Annotated in this window: 25 protein-coding genes and 1 riboswitch; of the genes, 9 read left to right on the top strand and 16 right to left on the bottom strand. The window is 62.5% G+C overall.

Annotated elements, in window-relative coordinates:
• Nucleotides 1-105 precede the first annotated feature (105 nt).
• Nucleotides 106-558 (top strand): OsmC family protein, encoded by a 453-nt coding sequence (locus AK2_RS04545; protein WP_067931848.1) that lies wholly within the window; start codon nt 106-108, stop codon nt 556-558.
• Here the strand turns inward: AK2_RS04545 and AK2_RS04540 are convergent.
• The 3 genes from AK2_RS04540 to AK2_RS04530 form a co-directional block, all read right to left on the bottom strand.
• Entirely contained in the window at nt 555-1,499 is a 945-nt protein-coding gene (locus tag AK2_RS04540; protein ID WP_067931847.1) for a YihY/virulence factor BrkB family protein, read from the bottom strand. The genes AK2_RS04545 and AK2_RS04540 overlap by 4 nt on opposite strands.
• Nucleotides 1,454-2,476 carry an RluA family pseudouridine synthase gene (locus AK2_RS04535; RefSeq protein ID WP_067931846.1) on the bottom strand — a complete coding sequence of 341 codons (1,023 nt, stop codon included), beginning with the start codon at nt 2,474-2,476 and terminating at the stop codon, nt 1,454-1,456. The genes AK2_RS04540 and AK2_RS04535 overlap by 46 nt, the downstream gene beginning before the upstream one ends.
• Nucleotides 2,477-2,591: 115 nt before the next feature.
• Entirely contained in the window at nt 2,592-2,825 is a 234-nt protein-coding gene (locus AK2_RS04530) for a NifU family protein (RefSeq protein ID WP_067931844.1), read from the bottom strand.
• Nucleotides 2,826-2,957: 132 nt separating this feature from the next.
• On the opposite strand from AK2_RS04530, the gene AK2_RS16385 reads away from it, so the two are divergent.
• Nucleotides 2,958-3,158, top strand: a complete 201-nt coding sequence (locus AK2_RS16385; protein WP_083520845.1) for a DUF378 domain-containing protein — start codon at nt 2,958-2,960, stop codon at nt 3,156-3,158.
• On the opposite strand, the gene AK2_RS04525 is transcribed toward AK2_RS16385, so the two are convergent.
• From AK2_RS04525 to AK2_RS04510, 4 genes are all read right to left on the bottom strand, one after another.
• Nucleotides 3,066-3,683, bottom strand: coding sequence for a DNA-3-methyladenine glycosylase I (locus AK2_RS04525; protein ID WP_067931843.1), 618 nt, complete (start codon nt 3,681-3,683; stop codon nt 3,066-3,068). The genes AK2_RS16385 and AK2_RS04525 overlap by 93 nt on opposite strands.
• A gap of 71 nt (nt 3,684-3,754) precedes the next feature.
• Nucleotides 3,755-4,423 (bottom strand): GNAT family N-acetyltransferase, encoded by a 669-nt coding sequence (locus AK2_RS04520; protein ID WP_067931842.1) that lies wholly within the window; start codon nt 4,421-4,423, stop codon nt 3,755-3,757.
• Nucleotides 4,424-4,504: 81 nt separating this feature from the next.
• Complete coding sequence (locus AK2_RS04515; RefSeq protein ID WP_157076222.1) at nt 4,505-5,059, bottom strand: hypothetical protein; 555 nt, start codon at nt 5,057-5,059, stop codon at nt 4,505-4,507.
• A 136-nt stretch (nt 5,060-5,195) separates the two neighbouring features.
• Nucleotides 5,196-7,394, bottom strand: a complete 2,199-nt coding sequence (locus AK2_RS04510) for an ATP-dependent helicase (RefSeq protein ID WP_067931838.1) — start codon at nt 7,392-7,394, stop codon at nt 5,196-5,198.
• Between the two features lie 400 nt (nt 7,395-7,794).
• Here AK2_RS04510 and folE point away from each other — a divergent pair, with 400 nt between their 5' ends.
• Together folE and AK2_RS04500 are read left to right on the top strand one after the other, a co-directional pair.
• On the top strand, nt 7,795-8,430 hold the full coding sequence (gene folE / locus AK2_RS04505; RefSeq protein ID WP_439645081.1) for a GTP cyclohydrolase I FolE: 636 nt from the start codon (nt 7,795-7,797) through the stop codon (nt 8,428-8,430).
• Between the two features lie 103 nt (nt 8,431-8,533).
• Entirely contained in the window at nt 8,534-8,923 is a 390-nt protein-coding gene (locus AK2_RS04500; protein ID WP_157076221.1) for a hypothetical protein, read from the top strand.
• On the opposite strand, the gene AK2_RS04495 is transcribed toward AK2_RS04500, so the two are convergent.
• The gene (locus tag AK2_RS04495) at nt 8,904-9,950 is read right to left on the bottom strand and encodes a homoserine dehydrogenase (RefSeq protein ID WP_067931832.1); all 1,047 of its coding nucleotides are present in this window, start codon (nt 9,948-9,950) and stop codon (nt 8,904-8,906) included. The two genes, AK2_RS04500 and AK2_RS04495, sit on opposite strands and share 20 nt — an antisense overlap.
• The gene (gene metX / locus AK2_RS04490; protein ID WP_245632771.1) at nt 9,947-11,188 is read right to left on the bottom strand and encodes a homoserine O-acetyltransferase MetX; all 1,242 of its coding nucleotides are present in this window, start codon (nt 11,186-11,188) and stop codon (nt 9,947-9,949) included. Before metX ends, AK2_RS04495 begins: the two co-directional genes overlap by 4 nt.
• A gap of 136 nt (nt 11,189-11,324) precedes the next feature.
• A riboswitch (SAM riboswitch) is annotated at nt 11,325-11,444 on the bottom strand.
• A 98-nt stretch (nt 11,445-11,542) separates the two neighbouring features.
• On the opposite strand from metX, the gene AK2_RS04485 reads away from it, so the two are divergent.
• On the top strand, nt 11,543-12,394 hold the full coding sequence (locus tag AK2_RS04485) for a CDP-alcohol phosphatidyltransferase family protein (protein ID WP_245632770.1): 852 nt from the start codon (nt 11,543-11,545) through the stop codon (nt 12,392-12,394).
• Nucleotides 12,391-13,608, top strand: a complete 1,218-nt coding sequence (locus AK2_RS04480) for a glycosyltransferase (RefSeq protein ID WP_067931830.1) — start codon at nt 12,391-12,393, stop codon at nt 13,606-13,608. The genes AK2_RS04485 and AK2_RS04480 overlap by 4 nt, the downstream gene beginning before the upstream one ends.
• 38 nt (nt 13,609-13,646) lie before the next feature.
• On the opposite strand, the gene hemQ is transcribed toward AK2_RS04480, so the two are convergent.
• From hemQ to AK2_RS04450, 6 genes are all read right to left on the bottom strand, one after another.
• Entirely contained in the window at nt 13,647-14,393 is a 747-nt protein-coding gene (gene hemQ / locus AK2_RS04475) for a hydrogen peroxide-dependent heme synthase (RefSeq protein ID WP_067931828.1), read from the bottom strand.
• Nucleotides 14,394-14,417: 24 nt separating this feature from the next.
• On the bottom strand, nt 14,418-15,599 hold the full coding sequence (locus AK2_RS04470; RefSeq protein ID WP_067931826.1) for an acyl-CoA dehydrogenase family protein: 1,182 nt from the start codon (nt 15,597-15,599) through the stop codon (nt 14,418-14,420).
• Between the two features lie 19 nt (nt 15,600-15,618).
• A complete protein-coding gene (locus tag AK2_RS04465; protein WP_067931824.1) occupies nt 15,619-15,954 on the bottom strand; it encodes a thioredoxin family protein in 336 nt (111 codons plus the stop codon).
• A gap of 96 nt (nt 15,955-16,050) precedes the next feature.
• On the bottom strand, nt 16,051-17,352 hold the full coding sequence (locus tag AK2_RS04460; protein WP_169794727.1) for an MFS transporter: 1,302 nt from the start codon (nt 17,350-17,352) through the stop codon (nt 16,051-16,053).
• A 119-nt stretch (nt 17,353-17,471) separates the two neighbouring features.
• Nucleotides 17,472-18,983 carry a carboxypeptidase M32 gene (locus AK2_RS04455; protein ID WP_067931819.1) on the bottom strand — a complete coding sequence of 504 codons (1,512 nt, stop codon included), beginning with the start codon at nt 18,981-18,983 and terminating at the stop codon, nt 17,472-17,474.
• Between the two features lie 121 nt (nt 18,984-19,104).
• Nucleotides 19,105-19,977, bottom strand: a complete 873-nt coding sequence (locus AK2_RS04450) for an SDR family NAD(P)-dependent oxidoreductase (protein ID WP_245632769.1) — start codon at nt 19,975-19,977, stop codon at nt 19,105-19,107.
• A 54-nt stretch (nt 19,978-20,031) separates the two neighbouring features.
• Between AK2_RS04450 and AK2_RS04445 the strand changes: the two genes are divergently transcribed.
• The 3 genes from AK2_RS04445 (at nt 20,032) to AK2_RS04435 (ending at nt 22,843) form a co-directional block, all read left to right on the top strand.
• On the top strand, nt 20,032-20,361 hold the full coding sequence (locus AK2_RS04445; protein ID WP_067931817.1) for a hypothetical protein: 330 nt from the start codon (nt 20,032-20,034) through the stop codon (nt 20,359-20,361).
• Between the two features lie 117 nt (nt 20,362-20,478).
• Nucleotides 20,479-22,083 carry a glucose-6-phosphate dehydrogenase gene (gene zwf, locus AK2_RS04440; protein ID WP_067931815.1) on the top strand — a complete coding sequence of 535 codons (1,605 nt, stop codon included), beginning with the start codon at nt 20,479-20,481 and terminating at the stop codon, nt 22,081-22,083.
• A gap of 145 nt (nt 22,084-22,228) precedes the next feature.
• A complete protein-coding gene (locus tag AK2_RS04435) occupies nt 22,229-22,843 on the top strand; it encodes a cyclase family protein (RefSeq protein WP_067932086.1) in 615 nt (204 codons plus the stop codon).
• Between the two features lie 71 nt (nt 22,844-22,914).
• Here the strand turns inward: AK2_RS04435 and AK2_RS04430 are convergent, their stop codons facing one another.
• Nucleotides 22,915-23,169, bottom strand: a complete 255-nt coding sequence (locus AK2_RS04430; protein WP_067931813.1) for a hypothetical protein — start codon at nt 23,167-23,169, stop codon at nt 22,915-22,917.
• Nucleotides 23,170-23,185: the final 16 nt, after the last annotated feature.

Below are 23,185 nucleotides of genomic sequence, written 5' to 3'. Positions count from 1 at the left end.
TACGGGCTCCTCGTATCCAGGCATGGAAATTGCTCGTGAAGCGCGGTAGAATGTATATAGAACATTCTATATATTTCGGCCGAAAGCCAAGGGGAGAAATGCGCAGTGACCGAACGACTCACCTACACAGTATCAGGACAGTGGGCCGGCGATAGAGACGGGGTCGGCGCGCTGCAACTCGGCGACGAGACGACGATACAATTCAGCATGCCGGGAAACCTGAGCGGCTGCGGAGTCGGCACCAATCCCGAAGAACTGCTCTTGTCCGCGGCGGCCAGCTGCTATCTGCTGACCCTCGCCATCCTGCTGCAAAACCGCCAGATCGCCTATCATCGGATTGAGGTAGAGAGCACAGGGTATGTGGAGAATGAGGGCGGGCTAAGGTACGACCGCATCGTTCACCTGGCGACAGTCTACGTGCCCGATTTGCAGGACGAGCGGCGCATCCTGCGGCTTGCGGAACACGCAGAATTAACCTGCATGGTGTCCTCCGCCCTGCGCGGCAATGTGCGGGTGGGCGTCCGCCCGCGGGTGGTGTGCGGTGCCGCCAGCCGTTAACGGTGTTCATCTTCGTCCGTCTGCAGTTCGTCGTCTATAGCCTGCAGGGTGGCCGACACCTCGGCCCCGAATAGCATCGCCAAGCTGGCCAAATACATCCACAGAATGACGAGCATGACCACCGTCAGCGTACCGTAAATCAGCTGGTACATGACCAGGTGGGAGGCATACCACGTGAACACGGCGCGGCCCGCGTCCACCGCCACGGTCGTCACCAAGGCCCCGGGCACCAGGTAGACAAAGTGCCTTTGTCGGGACGGCAGGTAACGGTAGACGATCAGACAACCCACGAACAACGAGAGCGGAAACAGAACCCGCGAGACGCCGTGCACCAACTTGACCCAGTCCAAGAATGCGGCGTGCTTGACCAGCGCATACTTGACGAGCGGCGTCAGCGCCATCACAACCTCCGAGCCCAGGGTGAGCAACAGCAGAATCAGCAACATGGCGAAGGCAATCAAACGGCGCTTGACAAACGAGCGCTGCTGCGAATTCCAGACCACGTCCAACGCCTGCTGCACAGCGATGAATCCACTGGTGGCAGACCAGGTGAGGATGATGGCGCTGACGATGCCGACGTTGACCCCCACCCGCGTCAGGTGCGGCAGATTGCTGGTGATGTAATCGCGCGGCCAGGCCGGGAAGTACGGCGTGACAAACAACTCAATCACTTTCTCTACCTGCACGTGCGGCAGCAGCAAGCTCGCCCCGTAGATGACCAACAACAGGAGCGGAAACAGGGAAAAGAAGGCGTAAAACGCAATCACCGCCGCGAGCGACGCGATATCATGCTGGGCCACGGACAGCACCAGGCGCCACAGAAAGCGGCCCACAACCTTGTGAAACGCCGGCGACCCCGGAGAACTGGCTGTCTCCTCGCCAAAGCGCCAGAACATCACGATTCGATTTCCCTTGCGGTGGCGCGTGGGATGGAGGGCCACCCGCCATCCCCCCTCTCGGCACCCGCTGTCTCTGCCATCGCTCGCGCAAACCACGGCAGGACGCTCCGCCAGGATACCGGCAGGTCCGCACGGACGGCCACTCGCTCACCTGTGTACGGGTGGGACAACGACAGCTGCGCCGCGTGCAGTGCGATCCCGCTCGTCTCCTGTCTCCATCCCAGCATCCGCCGGCCGCCGTACAGCGTGTCGCCGACGATGGGACAGCCGAGATGACTCAGGTGGACGCGGATCTGGTGCGTGCGGCCGGTCTGCAACCGGCACGCGACCAAGGAAAACGTATGCCCGCGCTGCGCGTGTTCACGCAATACCTGGTACTCCGTCGCAGCCGGTAGGCCGTTCTGCGTGACGCGATGCCTCCCCGCCACGTGCCGGTCCCGCCCAATGGGCAGTTCAATCCGGCCTCGACCCTGCGGGAGGCGCCCGTGCACCAGCGCCAGATACGTACGCTCAACCCGCTTGTTTGCCAATGCGTGATCAAGAGCGCGCGCCGCGTACGCATGCGCCGCGTACAGGATGCAACCGCTGGTGCCTTCGTCCAATCGGTGCACGTGCCGCACTTTGCGTTCCAAGCCTTGCGCATGCAACCAGTGCGCCACCCGGTGCGCCAACGTGTCTGCATCCTCCGGGCCGCCCGGGTGGACCAGGATTGCCGGCGGCTTGTTGACGACAAACAGGTGGTCATCCGCGTGCAGCACCTCGGCTATCGGCGACGCCTGCCAGCCGTCGACCCCGTACGGCTCTACCACGCCGCCCTTGAGGCGCAATTTACTCTTGCCGACAAGGTCAACCGGCGTCGCCGGGACAGCGCCTAGAAGCACCCGCTGCTGATGGAACAAGGTGCGGACAAATCTATCGGGCAGGGCCAGGGCTGTGGTCAGAAGGCTGGCCACTTGGCTGCCGACGACACGCCTATCTGGTTGAATGACGAGCATATCGCCCTGCACCTGGACATCCAACCGCAATCCCCCTCTCCACCGCAGCGGTCGAGATGACCGGAAAAAAGCGGTGCGCAAGCACCGCTCTCTCTCCCGTATCCAGCATGGCCAAAACAAAAGCCCCCCAGACGGGGCCTCAATAAGCTTCCACGTTTTCGACCTCTGGTGCCACTTGCTTAATCGCCCGCTCCACGCCCAGTTTCAAGGTCATGACACTGGCCGGACAGCCAACGCATTGGCCCGTCAGGGCGACAAACACCGTCTTTGTCAGATCGTCATACGAAACAAACTCCACATCGCCGCCATCCTGCTGGATGGCTTCGCGGATGGAGTCCAGTGCGTCGCGCACACGCTGTTCGACATCACCCATGACCCATCCCTCCGTTTCACCCCTCAGCATACCCCACACCCGTTCCCTTGACAAGTCCCAACGCGCCCCGACTATAGCTCGGATGAAGCCGGACTGAGATGAACATACTGGGCTCGAGGAGGTGCTGGAAAGTTGAGCAAGGTGGCGTGGGTACTGGTCATCATCGGTGCAATCAATTGGCTGCTGGTGGGCCTGTTTCAATTCGACGTGGTGGCGGCCGTATTCGGCGGCGTTGATTCTTTACTGAGCCGCATCGTCTACGTCATCGTCGGGCTGGCTGGATTGTACACCATCACCCTGCTGTTCGACACGCAGCGCGTCCGTGACCGTTGACGCCAACCAACACCCCTCCTCGTGCGGAGGAGTCACCAGTCCGGTGGCGTAAGCGATGCTGCGGGCAGTGACCGGTCCGACACCGACGAAGGTTGTCTGCAGCTGGTCATACACAGTCTCTTCGGATAGCTGCTTGAGTTCGGCGAAGAAATGAGACAGGGATCCAGCCTCGCGAACGAGGCGCTGCGCGATACGCGCATTCGCAATCGCCGCTTTGATCTTGCGGCGATTGCGAATGAGACGCGGGTTGGCGAGCAGGTGCTCAACATCCTCATCCGTCAACTCCGCCACCCGATGGGGATGAAACTGGCCGAACGCTTCCCGCATGGCCTGCCGCTTCTCTAACACAACGCGCCAGCTGAGCCCCGCTTGAAACGTCTCCAAAATAATCATTTCCAACCAGCCCGCATCGGTGGTCGGGGGGCGCCCCCACTCCTCGTCGTGGTATTCAGCCAGCAAGTCAGTCGTCGCCCACGCGCAGCGCGGGCGTGTGCTGCGATTAGTGGACGGCGAATTTGGGTGCATCCTAAACCCTCCCTGCCACCGCTATTATCCGAACCCTCGGCTCACGGACCCAGGGTGGGCTTAACGGCTGCCTACATCGGCGGCGGGCTGGGGGTAGCGCCCACCAGCCCTCCCGGCCGCGGCGGAGCTGCTGCGGAACCAATCCGCTTCTGGAAACATATAGTATTTGGCGGCAGACGAAACACCTCGTTGAAACCCAGCTTGCGGGTGAACTCGACGCTGCGCGCGTTGTTCGCCTGCACGAACACCTCCAGCGTGTGGACGCCCCGCGCCGCCGCTTCCTGTTCCAGCTTCTCCATCACCGCCGTGCCGACTCCATCCGATTGCTCGGACCGGTCAATGACCAACGCGCTGATGTGCATTTTCCCCTCTGGACCAATCAGGTAAGAATAGTAGCCGATGCGCTTGCCGCGGTGCTCGACCACGGTCGTCGGGGCACCTGACTGGATGTACTGGCGAAACTGCTCGCGTGGGAACGGTTCTGCAAACGCCTGTTGATGGACCTCTCCCAACTGTTCCTCCGTCAGTTGGACAATGTATTCATCGTCCGCTTCCGTGCGCGGCCGAAAGGTCAGGGCGGGAGCGGCCGTCTCCGCCAGCTTGGGCGTACGCCGCGCCCCTTGTCCCCCAGTCTGTCGGGCCCGCGCGCGGGCGCTCGGGGCGTCCTTCGCGTGCCCCTTGCCGCGCCTGCGACGCCTGGGCCCTTGCGCCCGCATTGTCCGCATTCCCTGTACCTGCACAGTCCACGCCTCCTTGTCGATTGCGTGTTCCGTGCAGCTTATGCGAGCAACCGGGCGTATGCCATCGCCGCAAAGCAAGTCTTATCGCTTCGTCCTATCCTTACCCTTCGATCCGCTCGAGTTGCCCTTCGCCGTGGCGGCCGGGGTGGGCCGCCCGCTGGCGCCCACTCCGGCCCGCTTGGACTGGCCCCCTTGCCCCCTGCCGCCACGGCGAAACCACTTCTTCCAGGCGCCCGGTTCGCGCGTCCGCAGGACCGGCGGCGCCACCACATAGCCGATGTAATTCCCGGCCACGTCCATTTTGTACCGGTGGTTTGGCTGAACTTTATCGTATTGATCTTTGGTCGTGTGGAACGTGATGGTCTGCATCTTCGACATGTGGATGCCGCGGACCGCTTGAGACAGATTGACCCTTCCGACGATCTGATAGGTCTTGACCGGAATATAGCGAAACCAGCCCGTCTTCGGCCTTTCCCGAACCACCCGTTTGTGCAGGACGAAAACCTCACGCCGCTCTTTGGCGGCATTGTATTGGGACTCAAACTTCTTCTGCCGTTTGCGTGTCCACCAAAACAACCATGCGTACAATCCAATCAACACGACCAACAGGCCACCAATCACGTACCAAGAGACCAACTTCATTTCCCCCTGCTACCCGCCTGAAGGGCCGGCGGCCCTCCCTGCCCGATTGACAAATCATTTTTCATTGTAGCATGGGAATGGAAGGAGACAAAAGGGGAGGAGACTACGCGCGGCCCGCCGGCGGCACGGGTTAGCGGGAGGGCGCCGCTTGACGCACAGGCCGCGCGTACCGCTTGGGGAATGTCTTCATTCCGACCGACGGGTGGAACATCACTTCCAGTTCCGCCTCGGCCCGCTCTCCGCCGGCTTCCTTGACCGCGAGCACGACGCCTTCCCCGTACTGCGGGTGGCGGACGTGATCTCCAATCTTCCAATCGTATAAGTCCGCATTCGTCAGGTTCACGCGCCGAACGGTCGAGTCTGGCAATTCGGCCACAAACCGGGAGGGTTCCCTGAGGCTCGCCTGGCCGAATAAGGTGCGCTCCGTGCAGTACGTGATGTGGAGCTTGCGCATAGCGCGGGTGATGCCGACGTAGCACAGGTTGCGCTCCTGTTCAATCCCTTCCTCGTCGTCCAGCGAACGGGCGTGAGGAAACACCCCTTCCTCCAGGCCAATCATGAATACCACCGGAAACTCCAGGCCCTTGCTGGCGTGCAGCGTCATCAACCGCACGCTGTTGTCCGGTTTGCCCTTTTCCTTGTCCACATCGCTCAGCAGGGACACCTCGGCCAAAAACTCCAGGAGGGTGCCCTGCCGGCGGCGGTCAAAGGAGCGGGTGACCGTGAACAATTCGTCGATGTTCTCCAGGCGCTGTTGGTCCTCGGCCTTACCACTCTCCGCGTACATCTGCCGGTAACCTGTGGCGTGCAGCACCTCCGCCAGGTACTCGCTGACCGGCATCCCTTCCATCCAGAGCATCAATTCCTGCAGGGTCTCATAGAGCTGCTTGGCCGCCTCCGCTGCCGCCTCCGACAAGCCAGCCTCACGCCCGTGGGCCAGGGCCTCAAGCAGCGTCAGGCCTTCTCCATGCGCGTACTCGAGCAATTTGCCGATTGTCTGCTCGCCCAGCCCCCGCCGGGGTTTGTTGATCACGCGCAGCAGCGAAATCTCATCACGCGGGTTGGTCAACACCCGCAAATAAGCGAGAATGTCCTTGATTTCCCGCCGGTCGTAAAAGGTCAGGCCGCCGACGATGGTGTACGGGATGGCGTGCGCCATGAACGCTTCTTCAATCGCGCGCGATTGGGCGTTGGCTCGGTACAACACCGCACACTCCCCGTAGCTGCCGCCGTCGCGGACGTGCGCCAAGACTTGATCGGCGACATACTTGGCTTCGTCCTCGCCGTCGGTGAGCGCACAGAGGACGACCGGATCGCCCTGGCCATGGACAGATCTGAGGGTTTTCTCCTTACGCCGGCGATTGTGACGAATCAGTGCGTTGGCGGTGTCCAGGATCATGGATGTGGATCGATAATTGGTCTCGAGGGTGATGACTGCGGCCTCCGGATAGTCGCGTTCAAACTCCAGGATGTTGCGAATATCCGCGCCGCGCCACGCGTAAATGGCCTGATCCGAATCCCCGACGACACAAATGTTCCGGTGCTTCTCGGCGAACAGCCGCACTAACTGGTATTGGGCGTGATTGGTGTCCTGGTACTCGTCCACGTGAATGTAGCGGAACTTATCCTGGTACTTTTCCCGCACATCCTGGTGCTGGCGCAAGAGTTCCACCGTGTTTCCAATCAGGTCGTCAAAATCCATGGCGCCGGCGGAAAACAGGCGCTGTTGGTAGATTTCGAACACATCGGCGGCCACCGCCTCCGCCTGTGTCTGGGCCTTCTTTTTAGACGGGGTCTGGCCCGGCCTAAGGAGGGCGTTCTTCCATCGAGAGAGGACCGCCTGCACAGCGCGAGCGTCAAATTTTTTCAAGTCGTAGTTGGCGTCCAGCATCGACTGTTGTACCAAAGCCTGCTGATCATCGCCGTCCAGGATGGTGAAGGTGGTGGGATAGCCGATGCGCTCCGCCTCGCGCCGCAAGATGCGCACACACATGCTGTGAAACGTGCCCATCCACAAGTCGTCCGCACCCGCGCCCACGAGCGCGCGGACACGCTCCTTCATCTCCTTGGCAGCTTTGTTGGTGAACGTGATAGCCAGAATATGGTGAACCGGGACCTGCCGCACCTCCATCAGGTAGGCGATGCGGCGGGTGAGCACACTGGTCTTGCCGCTGCCCGCACCAGCCACAACCAGGACGGGACCTTCCGTCGTCGTCACGGCCAAGCGCTGTTCCTTGTTCAAGCCCTTGAGCAGCGGGCTTGTGTCGGATACGGCCGGTGACGGCCCGTCCCCGCAAACAACGGCAGACGCAGGTGTATGACCACTCATGATGCCAGATTCCCTCCCACTCGGCGTCTTCCGCGTGCAGCCAAGAAATTTGTAGGATTCCAGCGTTCATCCCTTGCGAGGCACGACCCTTGTCGGATACAACCTGGTGGCCGCCGCTTGTCGCTGTACCCAAAGACAAGACGTTCTCAATGGTAGCCATTTTCGCGGCCCGCCGCAATCCAGCCCGGCCCTGTCTCCCGTCTGCCGCGCCCCGTGGCCACGCCCGCCGCCTCCCCCGGCAGCTGTACGCGATTGATGGTATGATTGATGGTATAATGAAATCTACTCTGTAATCAGTAATCAGTGTCACGTTCGGACAGCCTATTACACGTCGCCACCGTGACCGCGCCGGCCGAGCACGGCGCGAGCGGGTGTACCGTCAAAAGGAGAGACAGCGACCTTGACCGATTCCGGACTCAACACCTTCACATATACCGAATCCCCTGCCGGGCCCGCCGCAGGCGCAGAATCCCCAGTGGAGCGGCGGCGAGCCGCTGTCGCCCATCACGTGCGGGAAATCCTCCGCCTGATTGGCGAGGACCCGGGGCGGGACGGATTGCTTGACACGCCGGTTCGCGTCGCCAAAATGTACGAAGAACTGCTGTCCGGCATGAGGATCAATCCGGCCGCCGTTCTCAACACCACCTTTGAGGAGCGCAGCGAAGGCCCGGTCGTCGTTTCGGACATCGTCTTCTACAGCCTGTGCGAACACCACATGCTGCCGTTTTTCGGCACCGCTCACGTGGCGTACCTGCCGTCGGACAGGATTGTCGGCCTGAGCAAGATCGCCCGCTTGGTCGACGTGCTCAGCCGGCGGCTGCAAGTGCAGGAACGACTCACCGACCAAATCGTCGCGACTATGGACGAGGTGTTGCGACCACGCGGGGTCATTGCGGTGATGGAGGCGGAGCACCTGTGCATGTGCGCCCGCGGCGTGCGCAAGCCGGGGTCACGCACCCGCACGCTGGCCACGCGCGGGGTCTACGCGAAAGACGAGCAGCTCCGCCGCGAGTTTCTTCAACTCATTGGGGATTGATGCGCTGGGGCCGCCCCTATCGGGCCCGAGGTGGTCGTAGTGACACCTGCTGGGACCGGTGCGGGCGGAGCGCAGAGCCTGCGCCAAGGGGGACATGGTTGACGTGAAAAAACAAATCCTGTTTGCCCTTCTCATCATCGCCGCCATTGTCGCCTTCCGTCTGCATACGCCGCCTGACGTTCCCCTGCCCAAGAGCGCACGGGTCCAGGGCGGCACCGTGACTATTCCCGTGACCAGCCACGTCAATCCGCAGGCCGTCCAATACGCGGGCCTCGCGCGCCAATCAGGGAGCCACTACGCGGTGGTGCTCAAGAGCGGAAATGTCATCAGAGAGTTTCCAGCGGGATCCGTAATCACCCGGAACAAGGACGGCGTCGATTACAAAGCCAGTGGGCAGATTCACCTGTCCGGCCGTCCCTATCAAGCCCAACAGCTGCACGTAGATGCGGATGGCCGGAAAGGCTACATTGTCTTCAAACAGATACCGTCGTAGTCCCCAGCGGGTGGTCGCAAACAGACTCGCCACGCGAATGCGCGGGCAAAGCTGTCGTCCGCAGGCACTTGACCAAATCCTCGACGATGGCGCTGGCCGTGGCCAGGGCGCCGGCCCCCGGCCCCATCAAGGTGACCTCTCCTACCAGGTCCCCCTCCACGGTCAGCGCGTTCGTCACGCCGCCCACGTGGAACAACGGATCTTCAGGCGGGACGGCCAGTGGTTCGACCGCCGCCGATACAGGCGTCCCCGCCGCGTCGAACACGGCCTCGGCCACCAACTTCCAGCGTTTGCCCTGCGCCGCCGCGCGCTGGACATCCCGCTCCGTAAGCCCGCGTATGCCCCGTTTCACGATGGCCGTTTCCGGCAACGTCGCCCCGCAAAGCGTCCAGATCAAAATCTGCAGTTTGTACAAGGCGTCGTCGCCGTCCACGTCCTGGGACGGATCGGCCTCCGCGTACCCCAGCGCCTGCGCCTCCGCCAGAGCCGCGGAAAAACTCGCTCCTGTGTCCATGCGCGTCAGAATGAAGTTGGACGTCCCGTTCACAATCCCGCGCAGACGGCGGACCCGGTTGGCCTGGAAGTAAGTTTGCAGCGTATGGATGGCCGGGATGCCGGCCAGCACGCTGGCCTCATAGTGGAGCGTCGCCCCGTTTGCCCGCGCTGTGGCCAGCAATTCCGGCCCATGCAGCGCCAGCAGCTGTTTGTTGGCGGTGACCACCGGCTTGCCCGCCGCCAGTGCGGTCAAGAGGGCCACCCGAGCCGGTTCCACGCCCCCCATCGCTTCCACCACCACATCGGTCCCCGGATGCGCCACCACGGAGCGCCAATCGTCGCAAAGCAGTTCTGGCGCCAAGCGGACGGATCGGGGTTTCGTCACGTCACGCACGGCGATGCGTTCAATTGCGGCTCGACGACCGGCGCGTTCGTAGATTTTATCCTGATTGCGGTCCAGCGCCTCGACAACCCCGCCGCCGACCACGCCGCAGCCGAGAAGCCCGATGCCTGCCCGCTCGAATCTGTTCATCCTGGCCACACCCCTTTCAAAACCTCTGCCAGCCGCTGCGTTTCGGCCAAGAACGCGTCGTGCCCAAAATCGGACCGGAACACCTTCAGGTCCACCCACGCTCCCGCTGCGGTGGCCGCTTGGGCGGTGCTCTCCAGGGCCGAAACCGGATAAAGGTAATCGGTGTCGATGCCAATCACCGTCACCCGCGCCCGCAGCTGGGCCAGGGCGGCGGTCAATCCGCCGCGGCCGCGGCCGATGTCGTGGGAGTCCATCGCCCGCGTAAGGTACAGGTAGCTGTTGGCATCAAAACGGGCGTCCAATTTTTGCGCGTGGTGGCGCAAATAAGACTCCACCTGGAACTGCGGCTCCGTGAAGGCGGCCAGCGCCTGCGCCTGGGGCGTCCAGCTGGGTTCCGGAAACGGCGCAGGGACACACTCGGATTCCCGCTCGAGTACCCGGCGCCGGTGAAACCGCGATTCAAACAGGACATCGCTGCGATAGGTCAACATCGCCAGCGCGCGGGCCAGCCCCAGCCCGTGCGAGGGCCGAACACCGGTACCGTAATAGTTGCCTCGGCACCAGGCGGGATCGCCCACAATCGCCTGCCGCATCACCTCGTTGTAACCGATGGCCAGAGCGGAGAAGTGGGCATCGGCGGCGATGACGACCGCGCGCTCAACCCGCTCAGGGTCGAGCAGGGGCCACTCCCAGGCCTGCATCCCGCCGAGGGATCCGCCGATGACGAGCCGGACCTTCCGCACGCCCAGCTCATCCAGCAGCCGCATCTGGGCCCGCACCATGTCGCGCACCGTCACCAGAGGAAAAGTGAGCGCGTACGGACGTCCATCGGGGCCCGCGCTGGCCGGGCCGCTGGAACCGCTGCAGCCGCCCAAGACATTGCTGCAGACGACAAAGCAACGCCGGGTGTCAAGCAGCCGGCCGGGCCCAATGAGACCATCCCACCAGCCGGCCGCTCCCTCCGATCCTGCCGCGGCGTGCGCATCCCCCGTCAAGGCGTGGCAGACCACCACCACATTGTCACCCTGTGGACTCAACTGCCCCCAGGTTTCGAAAGCGATGCGTACCTGTTCCAGCGTGCGGCCGCACTCGAATGTGAACTCAGGCAGGGTCACCACCCCGGCTTGGTGGCGAAGGCCGTTGGTGGCCATGCCGTCCTTCCTCGTCTGCTCGATATCCTGCCGGCGGCAATCGCCTTCCTCAGCCTCCGTCACGAGCCCTCGTTGTTTCTCGCTCACGCCCATCTCTCCCCACCTCGTATGGATGCTCCTGGATGCGGCGAAACTCGCGGTATCCGACCACCTGACTAGAACAAAGAAGCGACCGCTCCGAGAGGAGCGGTCGCCCGGGTACATGTATGTATCCACAGCGCTCCTCTCATCTCTCAGAACACAAACGTGCTCTGCAGGAATTGGCACCTCTCCGAAACTGCAGCTGCGTTCCGGTGGTTGCCGGGCTTCATTGGGCCAGTCCCTCCGCCACTCTGGATAAGAGTTGCTGAACATCCGTATAAACTTTTTCGTTTGGCTCAATATACCACTAGACAGATGGAGTGTCAATCACCTTGCCTTGCTCGTCTGGAGGCGGATTGCGTGCCAACCTTGGCTGAGATTGACCGGTGCGCCAAACGCCCGGTGGACGTCTGGACCCTCTCCCTCTACTACCCACTCTCGCAACGCCTGGTCTGGGTGGTCGCGCGCTGGCCCCGCATCACCCCCAACACGCTGACGCTGGCTTCGCTGGCCATCTGCCTGGCCGGGTGTGCCGGTCTGGCCGCAGGACGCCCGGACCGGTTTTTCGCCGGCCTGGCACTCGTCCAAGCTTCCTACGTGATGGATTGTGCGGACGGACAGCTGGCGCGCCTGCGCCGTCAATTTTCCCCCATCGGCGGCTGGCTCGACCAGGTGGCGGACAGGATGAAGGAGTTTGCGATATACCTGGGGCTGGCAGACGGTTGGATGCGCCAGCATCCCCAATCCGACGCCTGGGCGTTCGCCATGGCTGCCCTGTTCAGCCTGTATCTGCTCGAATACCTGGGTCAAATAGCGATGTTCCGCCAGCCCGGATCTAAAGATCCGCTGCCCGCACCGGGTTCGCTCACGCCGGCACCCGCTATGCAGAGGCACGGCGCCAGCGCGACCAAGCCCGGGCGCATCGACTGGCAACGACTCGTCCGCTGGCGGCGTTTCGTTCCCTTTTGTGCCTACAACATCGGGGAGCAATACTTTGCCCTGTTGGTGTTCGGCGCTTTCGGGGCCGTGCACGCGTTTCTCTGCTTCTCGGCCACCCTCGGCCTGGCTATGTGCGTCTACCGGCCGCTGGTCGCGGCTGTCAAATTTCACCGCGCCGCAGCCGCTGCGCCCACGACCAACGCATCTTGCGCCCCATCGACTGAGGACACCGCGGCCGCCGCGCGTGCGGACGAGGGGGATGGTCCGATATGAACCAATCCCGCCCCGACATCCCCCTGGCCACGGCGTCGGCACCCCTTGTCACCATCATCGCGGCGGTGCGCTGGGACGAGGTGTTCGCCCGCAACCAGCAGATGGCCCGCGGGTTGGCGCTGCGCGGGTGGGACGTGCTGTACGTGGAGCCGCCGGTGACGTGGCTGGCCCCGTTGCGCCGGTCAAGTGACCGCAAACACCTGCGCGTCACCCCGCAATTGCGGCAGATTGCGGTGGATGCGCGCCACACCCTGCGTGTCCTCGCGCCGCCGACCATCCTGCCGCTGGGCCTGCGCCAGCGCGGATTGAACCGGTACAACCAGCGCCGTTTGGCGGCCGCTATCGCGAAGGTCCAGCGCCGCCCCGACGCGCTCATCAGCTACCTGCCGGCGGCCGCCGACTTGGTGCCGATTCTGCAGCCACAGGCGGTGATCTACGACTGCGCCGATGACCACGCCGCCTTTCCCGGCACCCACAATCCCACTCTGGTGCGGCAGCTTGAGGCAGAACTAACCCGGCGGAGCCACAGCGTGTTCGCCACCGCCCGCAACCTGGCCGACAGGCTCAGCCAATGGCGCGCGGACGTCCAGATTCTACCCAACGCGGCCGAGGTGGAACACTTTCGCCGCGCCGAAACCGCGGAGCCCCACCCTCTGCTGCGAGACATCCCGCATCCTCGCCTGGGGTTCATTGGCGGCATCGGGCCCTGGGTGGACCTGGCATACATCGAAGCCCTGGCCGCTCTCTGCCCGGACTGCCAGCTGGTACTCATCGGGCCCGCTTTGACCGACGTCAAGCGGCTGCACCGACGGCCCAACGTGCACCTGCTCGGGCCTCAGCCGTATCCGGATCTGCCCCGATTTTTGGCGGGATTCGCCGCCACATTGTTTTGCTTCCGGGCCTCGGAGCTGACCGAGGGCGTCAACCCAGTGAAAGTCTACGAGTATATCGCCGCCGGGCGCGAGGTCATCGCCACGCCCAATCGGGAAACGGGCGCTCTCGCGCGCCTTTTGTGGTTGGCGCGGACCCCGGACGAAGCGGCGGCTGCGCTGCGGCGCATCCTGGCTGGAGAGAGACGGTGCACAGGATCGGCGCGGGAATCGTTTCTGGCCGCAAATTCATGGAAGCAACGCGTAGACGTGATGGAGGCCAGCCTGTTCGCCAGGCTGGCCTCCATCCACGCGCGCAAGTCCTCGTCACAACCGCCCACGTGACAACTTGTGCCCGCCGGGCCTACACGGGGCACGGCGGCTCACACTTGCAATAACCGCGCCAAACCGGGGTTGTCCAAGCGCGTGCCGACGAAAAACGGCCCAAATTCGCCGAAGCGCGCACTGGCCTCGTCAAATCGCATCTCGTAGACCAGTTTCTTGAACTGGAGCGGATCGTCCGCAAACAGCGTGACCCCCCACTCCCAATCGTCCAATCCGGTCGATCCGGTGATGATCTGCTTCACCTTGCCGGCATATTCTCGGCCGATGCGGCCGTGGCTTTTCATCAGTTCGCGCCGTTCCTCCATGGACAACATGTACCAATTATCCGCGCCCTGGCGGCGCTTGCTCATGGGATAGAAGCACACGTTGCGCGTGGCCGGCAATTCCGGCTTGAGCCGGCTCTGCAGATACGGATCGTGCTCCACGTCCACCCCCGGCTTGGCCAGGTAGGCGCTCAACTCGACGACAGAGAGGTAACTGTAAGCGGGCGACGTAAAATCGGCGAAGCGGGTCCTGTTGAACCGCGCCTCCACTTCCGCCAGCTCCTCCACCGTCGGCCGCATGTGGATGAACAACAGGTCGGCCTTCTGCCCAACGACTTGGTACTGCCCGTAAGCGCCCTTCTTTTCCGGGATTACCGCCGCGTAGTCGGCGCAAAGCCGAAGTAGTTCGGCGACGGCCAGCTCGCGCTCCGTCGGGTCCGCCGTCTTCCACAGAGCCCAGTCGATGCTGCGAAAATCGTGCAGGGTATACCAACCGTCCAGGGTTTCTACGGCTTCACTCATCCGCCTGACCTCGCAATCCAGAATTTATAGCTGCTGCACTTCGGCCAGCGCCTGGTTGGCCAACATCTGATAGGTGATGTCATCCGCCGGCGGATTGTGCAGCCCGGCCCGCACATCCCGGTACATCCGTTCGAGCGGCAGATCACGCCAAATGCTGCGGCCGCCGACCACGCGCATGGCCAGATCCACCACCTCAATCGCCGCGTTGGTCGCCAACGTCTTGACCGCGCCCAACTGCGGACGCAAAGCCAGCCGTGTCGCCGCGTCGCTCACATCCCAGCGCCGGGCGATGTCGTACATCAGGGTGCGGGCGGCCACCAGTTTGAGCTCCATCTGCCCCAGTTTCTCCTGAATGTGCGCCACCTTTGCAATCGGATGCGGAAGGCTGTTGGGTTGATAGGTCGCTGCGTAGCGTACCGCGAAATCCCGCGCCGCCAGCGCGATACCGAGATAGCAAGCCGGGATGTGCAGCGTCCAGCCGCCGCCGTCACTGTTACGGCGGGACGTCTCGCCCGGCCGATGGCGGCTGATAAGCCGCTCCTCGGGCACAAACACGTCCTTCAGGACAATGTCGTGGCTGCCCGTGGCCCGCATGCCCATGGTGTTCCACGTCTCGATAATCTGGATGTCCTTGCCAGTGACCAAAAACTCGCCCACGTCCTCGCTGCCTGCGATGCCTGCCGTAATCAGCACCCAATCCAGCGCCGGGGACAAGGTGCTGAACGTCTTGCGCCCGGTGATGCGATAGCCGCCGGCTACCGGCGTCGCCGTCGTCTGCGGGCGTCCGCCCCGGCTCGGGCTGCCGGTGGCCGGCTCGCTGGCGCAGCTGTTGATGAGCGCCCCACGCTCGACGACGGAGCGGCAGACTTCCGCGAACAAGGGCTCGGGAAAAGCCCGTGTGGTGCGCAGGCTGAGCATCATGCCCACGTGCCAGCCAATCGCCAGAGCGGTCGATCCGTCCCCCCGCGCCACCTGTTCCTGATGCAACAGCATCTCGTACAGGGAGATCTCCAGCCCTCCAAACTCCTTCGGCGTCGTCCACGCCACGTAGCCGGCGTCGCGCAGCGCCTCGATGTTCTCATGCGGGAAGCTGGCCTCCGCATCATGCTGGGCGGCCCGTTGTGCGAACTGCTCGGACAGGGCGCGGATGACCTCGTGGCGCCGCGCCTGCTCCGGCGTCTCGATGAACCAGTTGCCGCTTGTCAACTCTGCTCCCCCTCGCCGCTCACGCCTGCAGCTTCGCCCAGGCGTCGTCCAAGAAGTCGGTGACCTCCTGCTTGGTCTTGCGTTTGCCGTTGACAAAGCGGCTTATGACCTGGCCGTCGCGATAGGCGATGAAGCTCGGGATGCCGAGCACGTCCAGCGTCTCGCACAGATCGAGAAACTTGTCGCGGTCCACATGGTAAAAGCGGAACTTGCCTTGGTACTCACGCACCACCTCATCGATGTAGGTGTCCATGTAGCGACAATCCGGACACCAATCGGCCGAAAACACCATGACGGTCGGATCTTTCTCGCGCACGAGCGTGAAAAACTGCCCCATACTCTCGATTGCCTGCATCTTTCCTCGCCCCACTCTCATAGAAATTCCCGCTTGTGCTGGCCGCCAGGCCGAAACCGGCAGCCTGACGCAGGCGGCCCTCCTTCATGGCGCACCTCACACGGCCTTTGACACCTCGGATTGCACCCGGGAAGCGCGCGGCAGCAGCAAGCTGCCGAATACCCCGACCAAGGAGAACGCGGTCGGCAAGACAAAGGCGGCCGCATACGCGTGCCGGGCGGCGGATGTGCCGGCCTCCCCGGCGCCGCCGACCGCGTCCATCACGGCCCCAAACAACACCGGCAACAGTACCGCGCTGAGAAAGCCGCCCGTGTTGGCAAAACCGGACGTGACCCCGGCACGCTCCGGGTGCACGTGGTCGCGGATGGCCGCAAACGTCAACAGGCTGCTGCCGCAGCCAAAGCCCACGATGAACATCACCGCGCCACTGACCGTGAGCGGCGGTTCGCCCCGCCAAAGCACGACTGAAAGCCACGAGGCGGCGGCCAAGGTCTGCGTGGCCAAATACGGCCGCTGCCGATCCTGGAGCCGGTCGCTCACCCAACCCATGACCGGACTGGCGACCAGGGCGCCGATGAAGGCAATCAATGTAAACCAGGCCGCTTCCGCCCGGGACAACCGGTAGACGTTCATGAAGAACGGCACCACCCACAGGCTGACCATGGCCAGATACGTGCCCATCGCCCCAAAGTGGCAACAAAACGTCGACCAAGCGAGCCGATCCCGCACCACTCCGGCCAAAAGGCGCCGGATGGGCAGCTTTTGCATACGCACGCTTGCGGATGACGCGGCAGACGCCGCCCGTGCGGGACCCTTACCCATCAACACCAGCCCGTTGAGCACCCCGGCGGCCAGGAGGAGGGCACCGATGACGGTGAACGGGATGTGCCAACCCGCAACCCCAATCCACGCCGCCAACGGGATGCTCGTGACCAACGCGCCCAGGTTTCCGGCCGTATTGACGACGCCCAACACGGCAGCAAACCGGCCTTTGGCAAACCACTTGCCAAGAATGAGGACAATGTTTACCCAAATCAGCGCGTCTCCCAAGCCGACAATCGCCCGTCCGGCCAGCAGCCAGCCAAAGCTGTGGGCCGAAGCAAACAACAGCGTGCCGGCGCCGTCGCACAGCACCCCGCAGACCAGCATCCGCTCCGGACCCGACTTGTCCCCGTACAGCCCCACCGGGATCTGCAGCAGCATGTACAACAGGTACTGGATGCTCGTGATGGTGCCGAGCACGGCGGCCGAGACGTGAAACTCAGACTGCAACTGGTCGGAAATCACGCCCGGCCCTGTGCGCTGCGTAAATACAAGCAGATACGAAACGGCGATGCTTGTCAATACCAACCAGCGCCTCCGCGACGCCCACGCCGACCCGACTGTCGTTCTGTCCATGTTCTCAGATGCCTCACCTTGATGATCAGTCAACATCAATGACTCTAGTACAGGGGACCGGCAAAGTCAAAACAGTGGCCGTTCGCTGGACGCGCGACGTGGCGCCCGCCGACCGCTGCTCACAGGTTGTACAAGGCCGTGAACTTGTCCTTCAGGTACTGAATCAAATACTTGGCGTCAATCGCCTCGCCCGTCACCTTCCGCACAATCTCGCTGGGCTCAAGCATCTTCCCGCTGCGGTGAATATGCTCGTTGAGCCACTGCTTGATGGGCAACAGGTTGCGGTTGCGCACCTGCTCCCAATAATCGGGGATGTCCCGCGCCAGGGCGTGGGCAAACTGGGCCGCGTAGATGTTGCCGAGCGAATACGTGGGGAAGTAGCCAAAGCTGCCACCGGACCAGTGTACGTCCTGGAGCACCCCTTCCCCGTCGTTCTCGGGCACCACGCCCAGGTACTCCTGCATCTTGTCGCGCCAGACGGCGGGCAGGTCGGCGACCTGGATCTGCCCATTGATAAGCCCTTTCTCAATTTCGTAGCGAATCATGATGTGCAGGTTGTACGTCAACTCGTCCGCCTCGATGCGAATCAGCGACGGCCGCACATCGTTGACCGAACGGTAGAAATCGTCCAGCGAGATGTCGGCGAATTGAGACGGGAACAGCTCGAGGATGTAGCGGTAGTTGGCTTCCCAAAACGGGCGGGATCGGCCGATGATGTTCTCCCAGAAGCGCGACTGCGATTCGTGAATCCCCATGGAGGCGCCGGAGCACAGTCCGGTGCCAATCAGCTCCTCCGCCACCCCTTGCTCGTACAAGGCGTGGCCGCCTTCATGGATGGTGCTGAACAGATTGCTGCGCATGTCCTGCGACAGGAACTTGGTGGTGACGCGGGCATCGAAACGATTGATGCTGATCTGGAACGGATGCACGGTTTCATCCAGGCGTCCGGCGGCAAAATCGTACCCCATCTGCTCCAGCAGGTAATGGGAGAGCTTGCGCTGCAGCGCCGCATCGTAGCCTCGGTAAAAGCGCGCATCGTCAAAACGACGGCCGCTGGCGACAATCTGGTTTAGCAGCTGGACCGTCTCCTGGCGCAGCGTGTCGAACAGCGGATCCAGCTGAGCCACCGTGACACCGGGCTCATACTGGTCAAGCAGGGTGTCGTATTTGTTCTCCCGATAGCCCCAGTACTCGACAAACTCATTCGTCATGGCGACAATCTGCTCCAGGTACGGACGGAACATGGCGAAGTCGGCCTTGTCCTTGGCTTCTTCCCAGACCGATTCCGCCCTGGAGACCAAGACAACGTACTCGTGATAGCGTTCAGGCGGGATCTTGCGCGCCCGGTCGAACGTCTTGCGACATTCGCGCAGCATCGCCCGCGTCACCGGGTCAAGCGCATCCCGCTGGTCCTCGAGGCGATTCAGGAACTCCTCCATCCGGTCGGACGTGCTCATGCGAAACACAGCGGACGAGAGCGTGCCTATCGCCTCGGAACGCAACGCTGCTCCCTTCTTCGGCGCCCCTGTGCGCAGGTCCCAGTACATCAGGGCCAGCGCCTCTTGGTAATGTTCCATCTCCCGTACGTATTGTCGGAACTCTTGTACGGTGTGTTCGATTTCCTGACTCATACGCCCCACTCCATTCTGTCGCGGACAGCACCAGGATTTTTCTTCCATTATAACAAAACGGGATTTGCTTTTCGTGTTTATCCAAACGAAGCCGGCGGTGCCCCACCAGCCCCAGAGCGGTTTATTCACTGTCTCCCCGGCGTGCCACTTTCACCGGACCGCACTGGTCCCGCGCGGTCACGACTATCGCATCAATGTTCACGTGCGCCGGCCGGGTGGCCGCAAACAACACACACTCCGCCACATCCTCGGCCACCAGCGGGGTCATGCCGGCGTACACGGCGTCCGCCTTCTCCTTGTCGCCGTGAAAACGAACGATGCTGAACTCGGTTTTTACCATACCCGGGTCTATCGTGGTCACGCGCACCGGCTTGCCTAACAGCTCTTCGCGCAACGCCTCGGTGATGGCCCGGACGGCGAACTTGCTGCCGCAATAGGCCGATCCGCCCGCGTACGGCACCCTTCCGGCGATAGAGCCGATGTTTATCACGTGTCCGTCGCCGCTGTCGATGAGAGTGGGCAGAAACAGCCGCGTCATGCGCAGCAGCCCGAGGACGTTGGTGTTGACCATCTCCTCCCACTCAGCGTCGTCCTGCGCCTCTGCGACCGGTGTGCGGCCGCGCGCCAGACCGGCGTTGTTGAGCAGGACGTTGACATGCCCGTAATGACTCAACACCGCCTCCGCAAACCGTTCAGCGGAGGCGACGGAGGTGACGTCCAACTCGCCGACAAACGGTTGTTCCCCGGTCGCCTCCGCCAACTCCGCAGCCAGCGCGTGCAACCGGTCCACACGCCGAGCGCCCATGGCCACGCGAAACCCAGCTTGAGCCAGAGCCCGCGCGCTCGCCGCACCTATCCCGGAGCTGGCTCCAGTGATGACAGCAACACGTTGATTCCCTTGCAACGCCATTTCCACCGCCTCCTCCGCTTCCATCATACCAATTTTCAAAATCAACGTCAGACTGCCGGCAAACCACCGCGTCGCCTCGGTCATACACTGCTCTGAAACGGTCGGTTGAGCCGGCCCTTGCTAAGGAGTGATTTGTCCATGCCCTGCCCGGAGGTCAAGACCGGTCACGTTGAAATCCCTGGGGAAGACTACACTCGCATCCAGCACAGCGCGGACGCGGGGCGCAACCTGTGGCGGCTCGACCCGATTCGAACGGCTCAGGTGGTCGGCAGCCAGAGTCTCGGCTTTCGGCCCAACGACGTCTACACGTTTGTCGAGCGATATCGGGATCCAGGATCTGGTTTGCAGCACGCCATCGTCCGCGTCCAACATGGCCCCTGCCGTTATGTCGTCACCCTGTACCAGCCGGTGCGGCAAGGGCCGCGCGGGATCTGGGTGATGCACTTTGTAGACGACGTCACAACCTGACGACTGAACACAGCCCCCGTGGCGAGCAAAGCTGGTGTCGGGCCTGACAGATGGTTACAATATAATGATGACAGACAGAGATCCACACCCTATCCTGCAAGGAAATGGAGAGCTATGATGAACAATCCTTCGTACTCATTCGAAACAACGGCCCGGCCGCCGGAACACGTGTTTATCCTGTTTGGCGTCACGGGTGACCTGGCAAAGCGCAAGCTGTTGCCCGCCCTTTATGCACTGTATCGCAATCAGCAACTCCCGGAGAAATACGCTGTCGTCGGCGTGGCTCGTTCGCGCAAGGATGACGCGGGACTGCGGCAACTGCTGTTGGACTCGCTTTCCCAGTATGCCCGCTACAAGATGGAGGACGATGACCAGTTCGAGTCGTTCGCCGACCGCTTTTCCTACTGCTCTGTCGACGTGAGCAAGCCGGAGGAGTTTGTGCGCCTGAAAGAGCACGTGGAGGCAATCGAGGCGCGGTTCGGGCTCGGCGCCAAGAACCGCATGTACTACCTGGCCATGGCGCCCGAGTTCTTCGCCCCGATAGCCACCAACCTTGAAGCCTCCGGGCTGACCCGTGCTCCAGGCTGGAAGCGGCTGATCATCGAAAAGCCGTTTGGCCATGACCTCGCCTCGGCGCAGGCGCTCAACGAACAACTCCGACAGGCCTTCGAGGAGGACGAGATCTACCGCATCGACCATTATCTAGGCAAAGAGATGGTGCAAAACATCGAGGTCATCCGGTTTGCGAATTCGATTTTTGAGCCGGTGTGGAACAACCGCTCCATCGCCAGCGTGCAGATCACGTCGAGCGAGACTGTGGGCGTCGAAGACCGGGCGTCCTACTACGAAAACGCAGGCGCCCTGCGCGACATGGTGCAAAACCACATGCTACAGATGGTCATGATGATCGCCATGGAACCGCCCAGCCGGCTGAAGACCGAGGCCATTCGCGACGAAAAGGTCAAGGTCTTGCGCTCCCTGCGCCGCTACGACGAGGAAGAGGTGCGTCAGAACGTCGTCCGCGGCCAGTACCAGGGCGGCTGGATGAAAGGCCAAGCTGTGCCTGCCTACCGCGAGGAGCACGGCGTGGCCCGCGACTCCCAAACGGAGACGTTTGTCGCGGCCCGGTTGTTCATCGACAACTTCCGCTGGGCAGGGGTCCCATTCTACATTCGCACCGGCAAACGCCTGAGCGCGAAGGCGACCGAAATCGTCATCCAGTTCCGCTCGATGCCGAAGAACCTGTACTTCAACAAATCGGGGAACCTCGGTCCCAACCGGCTGGTTATCCGAGTCAATCCGGCCGAGGGCATGTCCCTGCACCTGAACGCCAAACGCCCGGACACCGACGAAACGGTGCTGCCGATTGAGATGGAGTTCAGCCAGGAGACCAACGCATCCCCGGAGGCGTATGAACGCCTGTTGTTGGACGCGATGTGGGGCGACTCGACGTTCTTCACGCGCTGGGACGAGGTGTCCCTCGCTTGGAAATGGGTTGATCCGATTGCCCACGCGTTCGCCACAGACAGCGAACTGCCGCTGCACCCGTATGCGGCCGGCAGCCCAGGTCCGGTGGCCGCTGACGCGCTGCTGCAGGAGGACGGATTTGCCTGGTGGCCTGTGTCCGGTGAAGACCGGGCAACGCCGTCGCCCAAGCAGGTGGAAGGCGGCCCCCAGCCGGCAACGGTCGTGGAGACCGTCCAGGCCACTACCTATCTGTAACGGGCGGCTGGGCCCTGGGGCGATAAGCATCGCCCCGGGTCCAGCTCCGATTCTCGCGTTTGCACGCGCATGCAGACCATGCCCCGTGAAAGGATGAGAGACCTTGTCTCTGCTCGAAACTCGGTTCCGAATTCACGACATCAGCATGCCCATCCAGCGCGGCATGCCCGTGTACAAAAACAAGCCTGAAAAGCAGCCTGAATTTGAAACGACGTCTGACTTTCAAACCGGTTCCACCCACGAAACTCGCTTGCACATCGACGCGCACACCGGCACCCACCTGGACGCCCCCCTGCACATGGTGGAGGGCGGGGCGACGATTGAGACCGTGCCCATTGCCGATCTCATCCGCCCGTGCCGCGTCCTCGACCTGACTCACGTCAAGCAAGCCGTGCGCGCCGATGATCTGGCCGAGTGTGACATCCAGCCGGGAGAGTTTCTCCTGTTCAAGACGCAAAACTCGTTTGACAACGAGTTCAACTTTGAGTTTGTCTATGTCACGGAGGAAGCGGCGCGGTTTTTGGCCGACAAGGGTGTGGCCGGCGTCGGCATCGACGCGCTCGGCATCGAGCGGGCCCAACCAGGCCACGAGACGCACAAAATTTTGCTAAAGAAAGGCATTCACATCCTGGAAGGTCTGCGCCTGGCCGACGTGAAACCTGGAGCTTATCTTTTGGTTGCCGCGCCGCTGCGGCTCACCGGAATCGACGCGGCGCCAGCACGAGCCTTGTTGTTGGAAGAAGAACCTGGCCAACCTTGACCCAAACCTGGTTCGATGACTCTCATGCCCGGAGGGCATTTGAAGCACGTGGACACAAAATCAACCGGCGGTCACGACCGTCGGTTGATTTCGTCTTCGATTCTTTTTTCAATCTCTTCGTCCGTCAGGTCGAATTCACGGGACAGGCGCCGCGCCAGCTGCCGCTGTTCGTGATAATAGCGGCGCAGCTGCTCGCGGCGCCGCTCGGGGTCCCTGGCCCAAGCGCGGCGGCTGAACAGTCGATACAGGCCATAGCTCAAGCCGGCAGTCACTATCAGCATAAGCAGACTGACCAAGGGAGGTCCGAAACCAAAGCCGATAATCATCCCGGATTCATCCCTT

The organism is Alicyclobacillus kakegawensis NBRC 103104 (genome assembly GCF_001552655.1).
Taxonomy (GTDB): Bacteria; Bacillota; Bacilli; order Alicyclobacillales; family Alicyclobacillaceae; genus Alicyclobacillus_G; species Alicyclobacillus_G kakegawensis.
Note: the sequence above shows the minus strand (reverse complement) of the source record. Positions and strands in the feature narration are given on the sequence as shown.

What these genes read in the sequence shown, in the direction of transcription:
- AK2_RS04460 (WP_169794727.1), bottom strand. Translation starts at nt 17,352, where the DNA reads ATGGACAGAACGACAGTCGGGTCGGCGTGGGCGTCGCGGAGGCGCTGG.
- zwf (WP_067931815.1), top strand. Translation starts at nt 20,479, where the DNA reads ATGAACAATCCTTCGTACTCATTCGAAACAACGGCCCGGCCGCCGGAA.
- AK2_RS04450 (WP_245632769.1), bottom strand. Translation starts at nt 19,977, where the DNA reads ATGACCGAGGCGACGCGGTGGTTTGCCGGCAGTCTGACGTTGATTTTG.
- AK2_RS04430 (WP_067931813.1), bottom strand. Translation starts at nt 23,169, where the DNA reads ATGATTATCGGCTTTGGTTTCGGACCTCCCTTGGTCAGTCTGCTTATG.
- AK2_RS04480 (WP_067931830.1), top strand. Translation starts at nt 12,391, where the DNA reads ATGAACCAATCCCGCCCCGACATCCCCCTGGCCACGGCGTCGGCACCC.
- AK2_RS04445 (WP_067931817.1), top strand. Translation starts at nt 20,032, where the DNA reads ATGCCCTGCCCGGAGGTCAAGACCGGTCACGTTGAAATCCCTGGGGAA.
- AK2_RS04510 (WP_067931838.1), bottom strand. Translation starts at nt 7,394, where the DNA reads ATGAGTGGTCATACACCTGCGTCTGCCGTTGTTTGCGGGGACGGGCCG.
- AK2_RS04495 (WP_067931832.1), bottom strand. Translation starts at nt 9,950, where the DNA reads ATGAACAGATTCGAGCGGGCAGGCATCGGGCTTCTCGGCTGCGGCGTG.
- AK2_RS04530 (WP_067931844.1), bottom strand. Translation starts at nt 2,825, where the DNA reads ATGGGTGATGTCGAACAGCGTGTGCGCGACGCACTGGACTCCATCCGC.
- AK2_RS04525 (WP_067931843.1), bottom strand. Translation starts at nt 3,683, where the DNA reads ATGCACCCAAATTCGCCGTCCACTAATCGCAGCACACGCCCGCGCTGC.
- hemQ (WP_067931828.1), bottom strand. Translation starts at nt 14,393, where the DNA reads ATGAGTGAAGCCGTAGAAACCCTGGACGGTTGGTATACCCTGCACGAT.
- AK2_RS04435 (WP_067932086.1), top strand. Translation starts at nt 22,229, where the DNA reads ATGCCCATCCAGCGCGGCATGCCCGTGTACAAAAACAAGCCTGAAAAG.
- AK2_RS04455 (WP_067931819.1), bottom strand. Translation starts at nt 18,983, where the DNA reads ATGAGTCAGGAAATCGAACACACCGTACAAGAGTTCCGACAATACGTA.
- AK2_RS04465 (WP_067931824.1), bottom strand. Translation starts at nt 15,954, where the DNA reads ATGCAGGCAATCGAGAGTATGGGGCAGTTTTTCACGCTCGTGCGCGAG.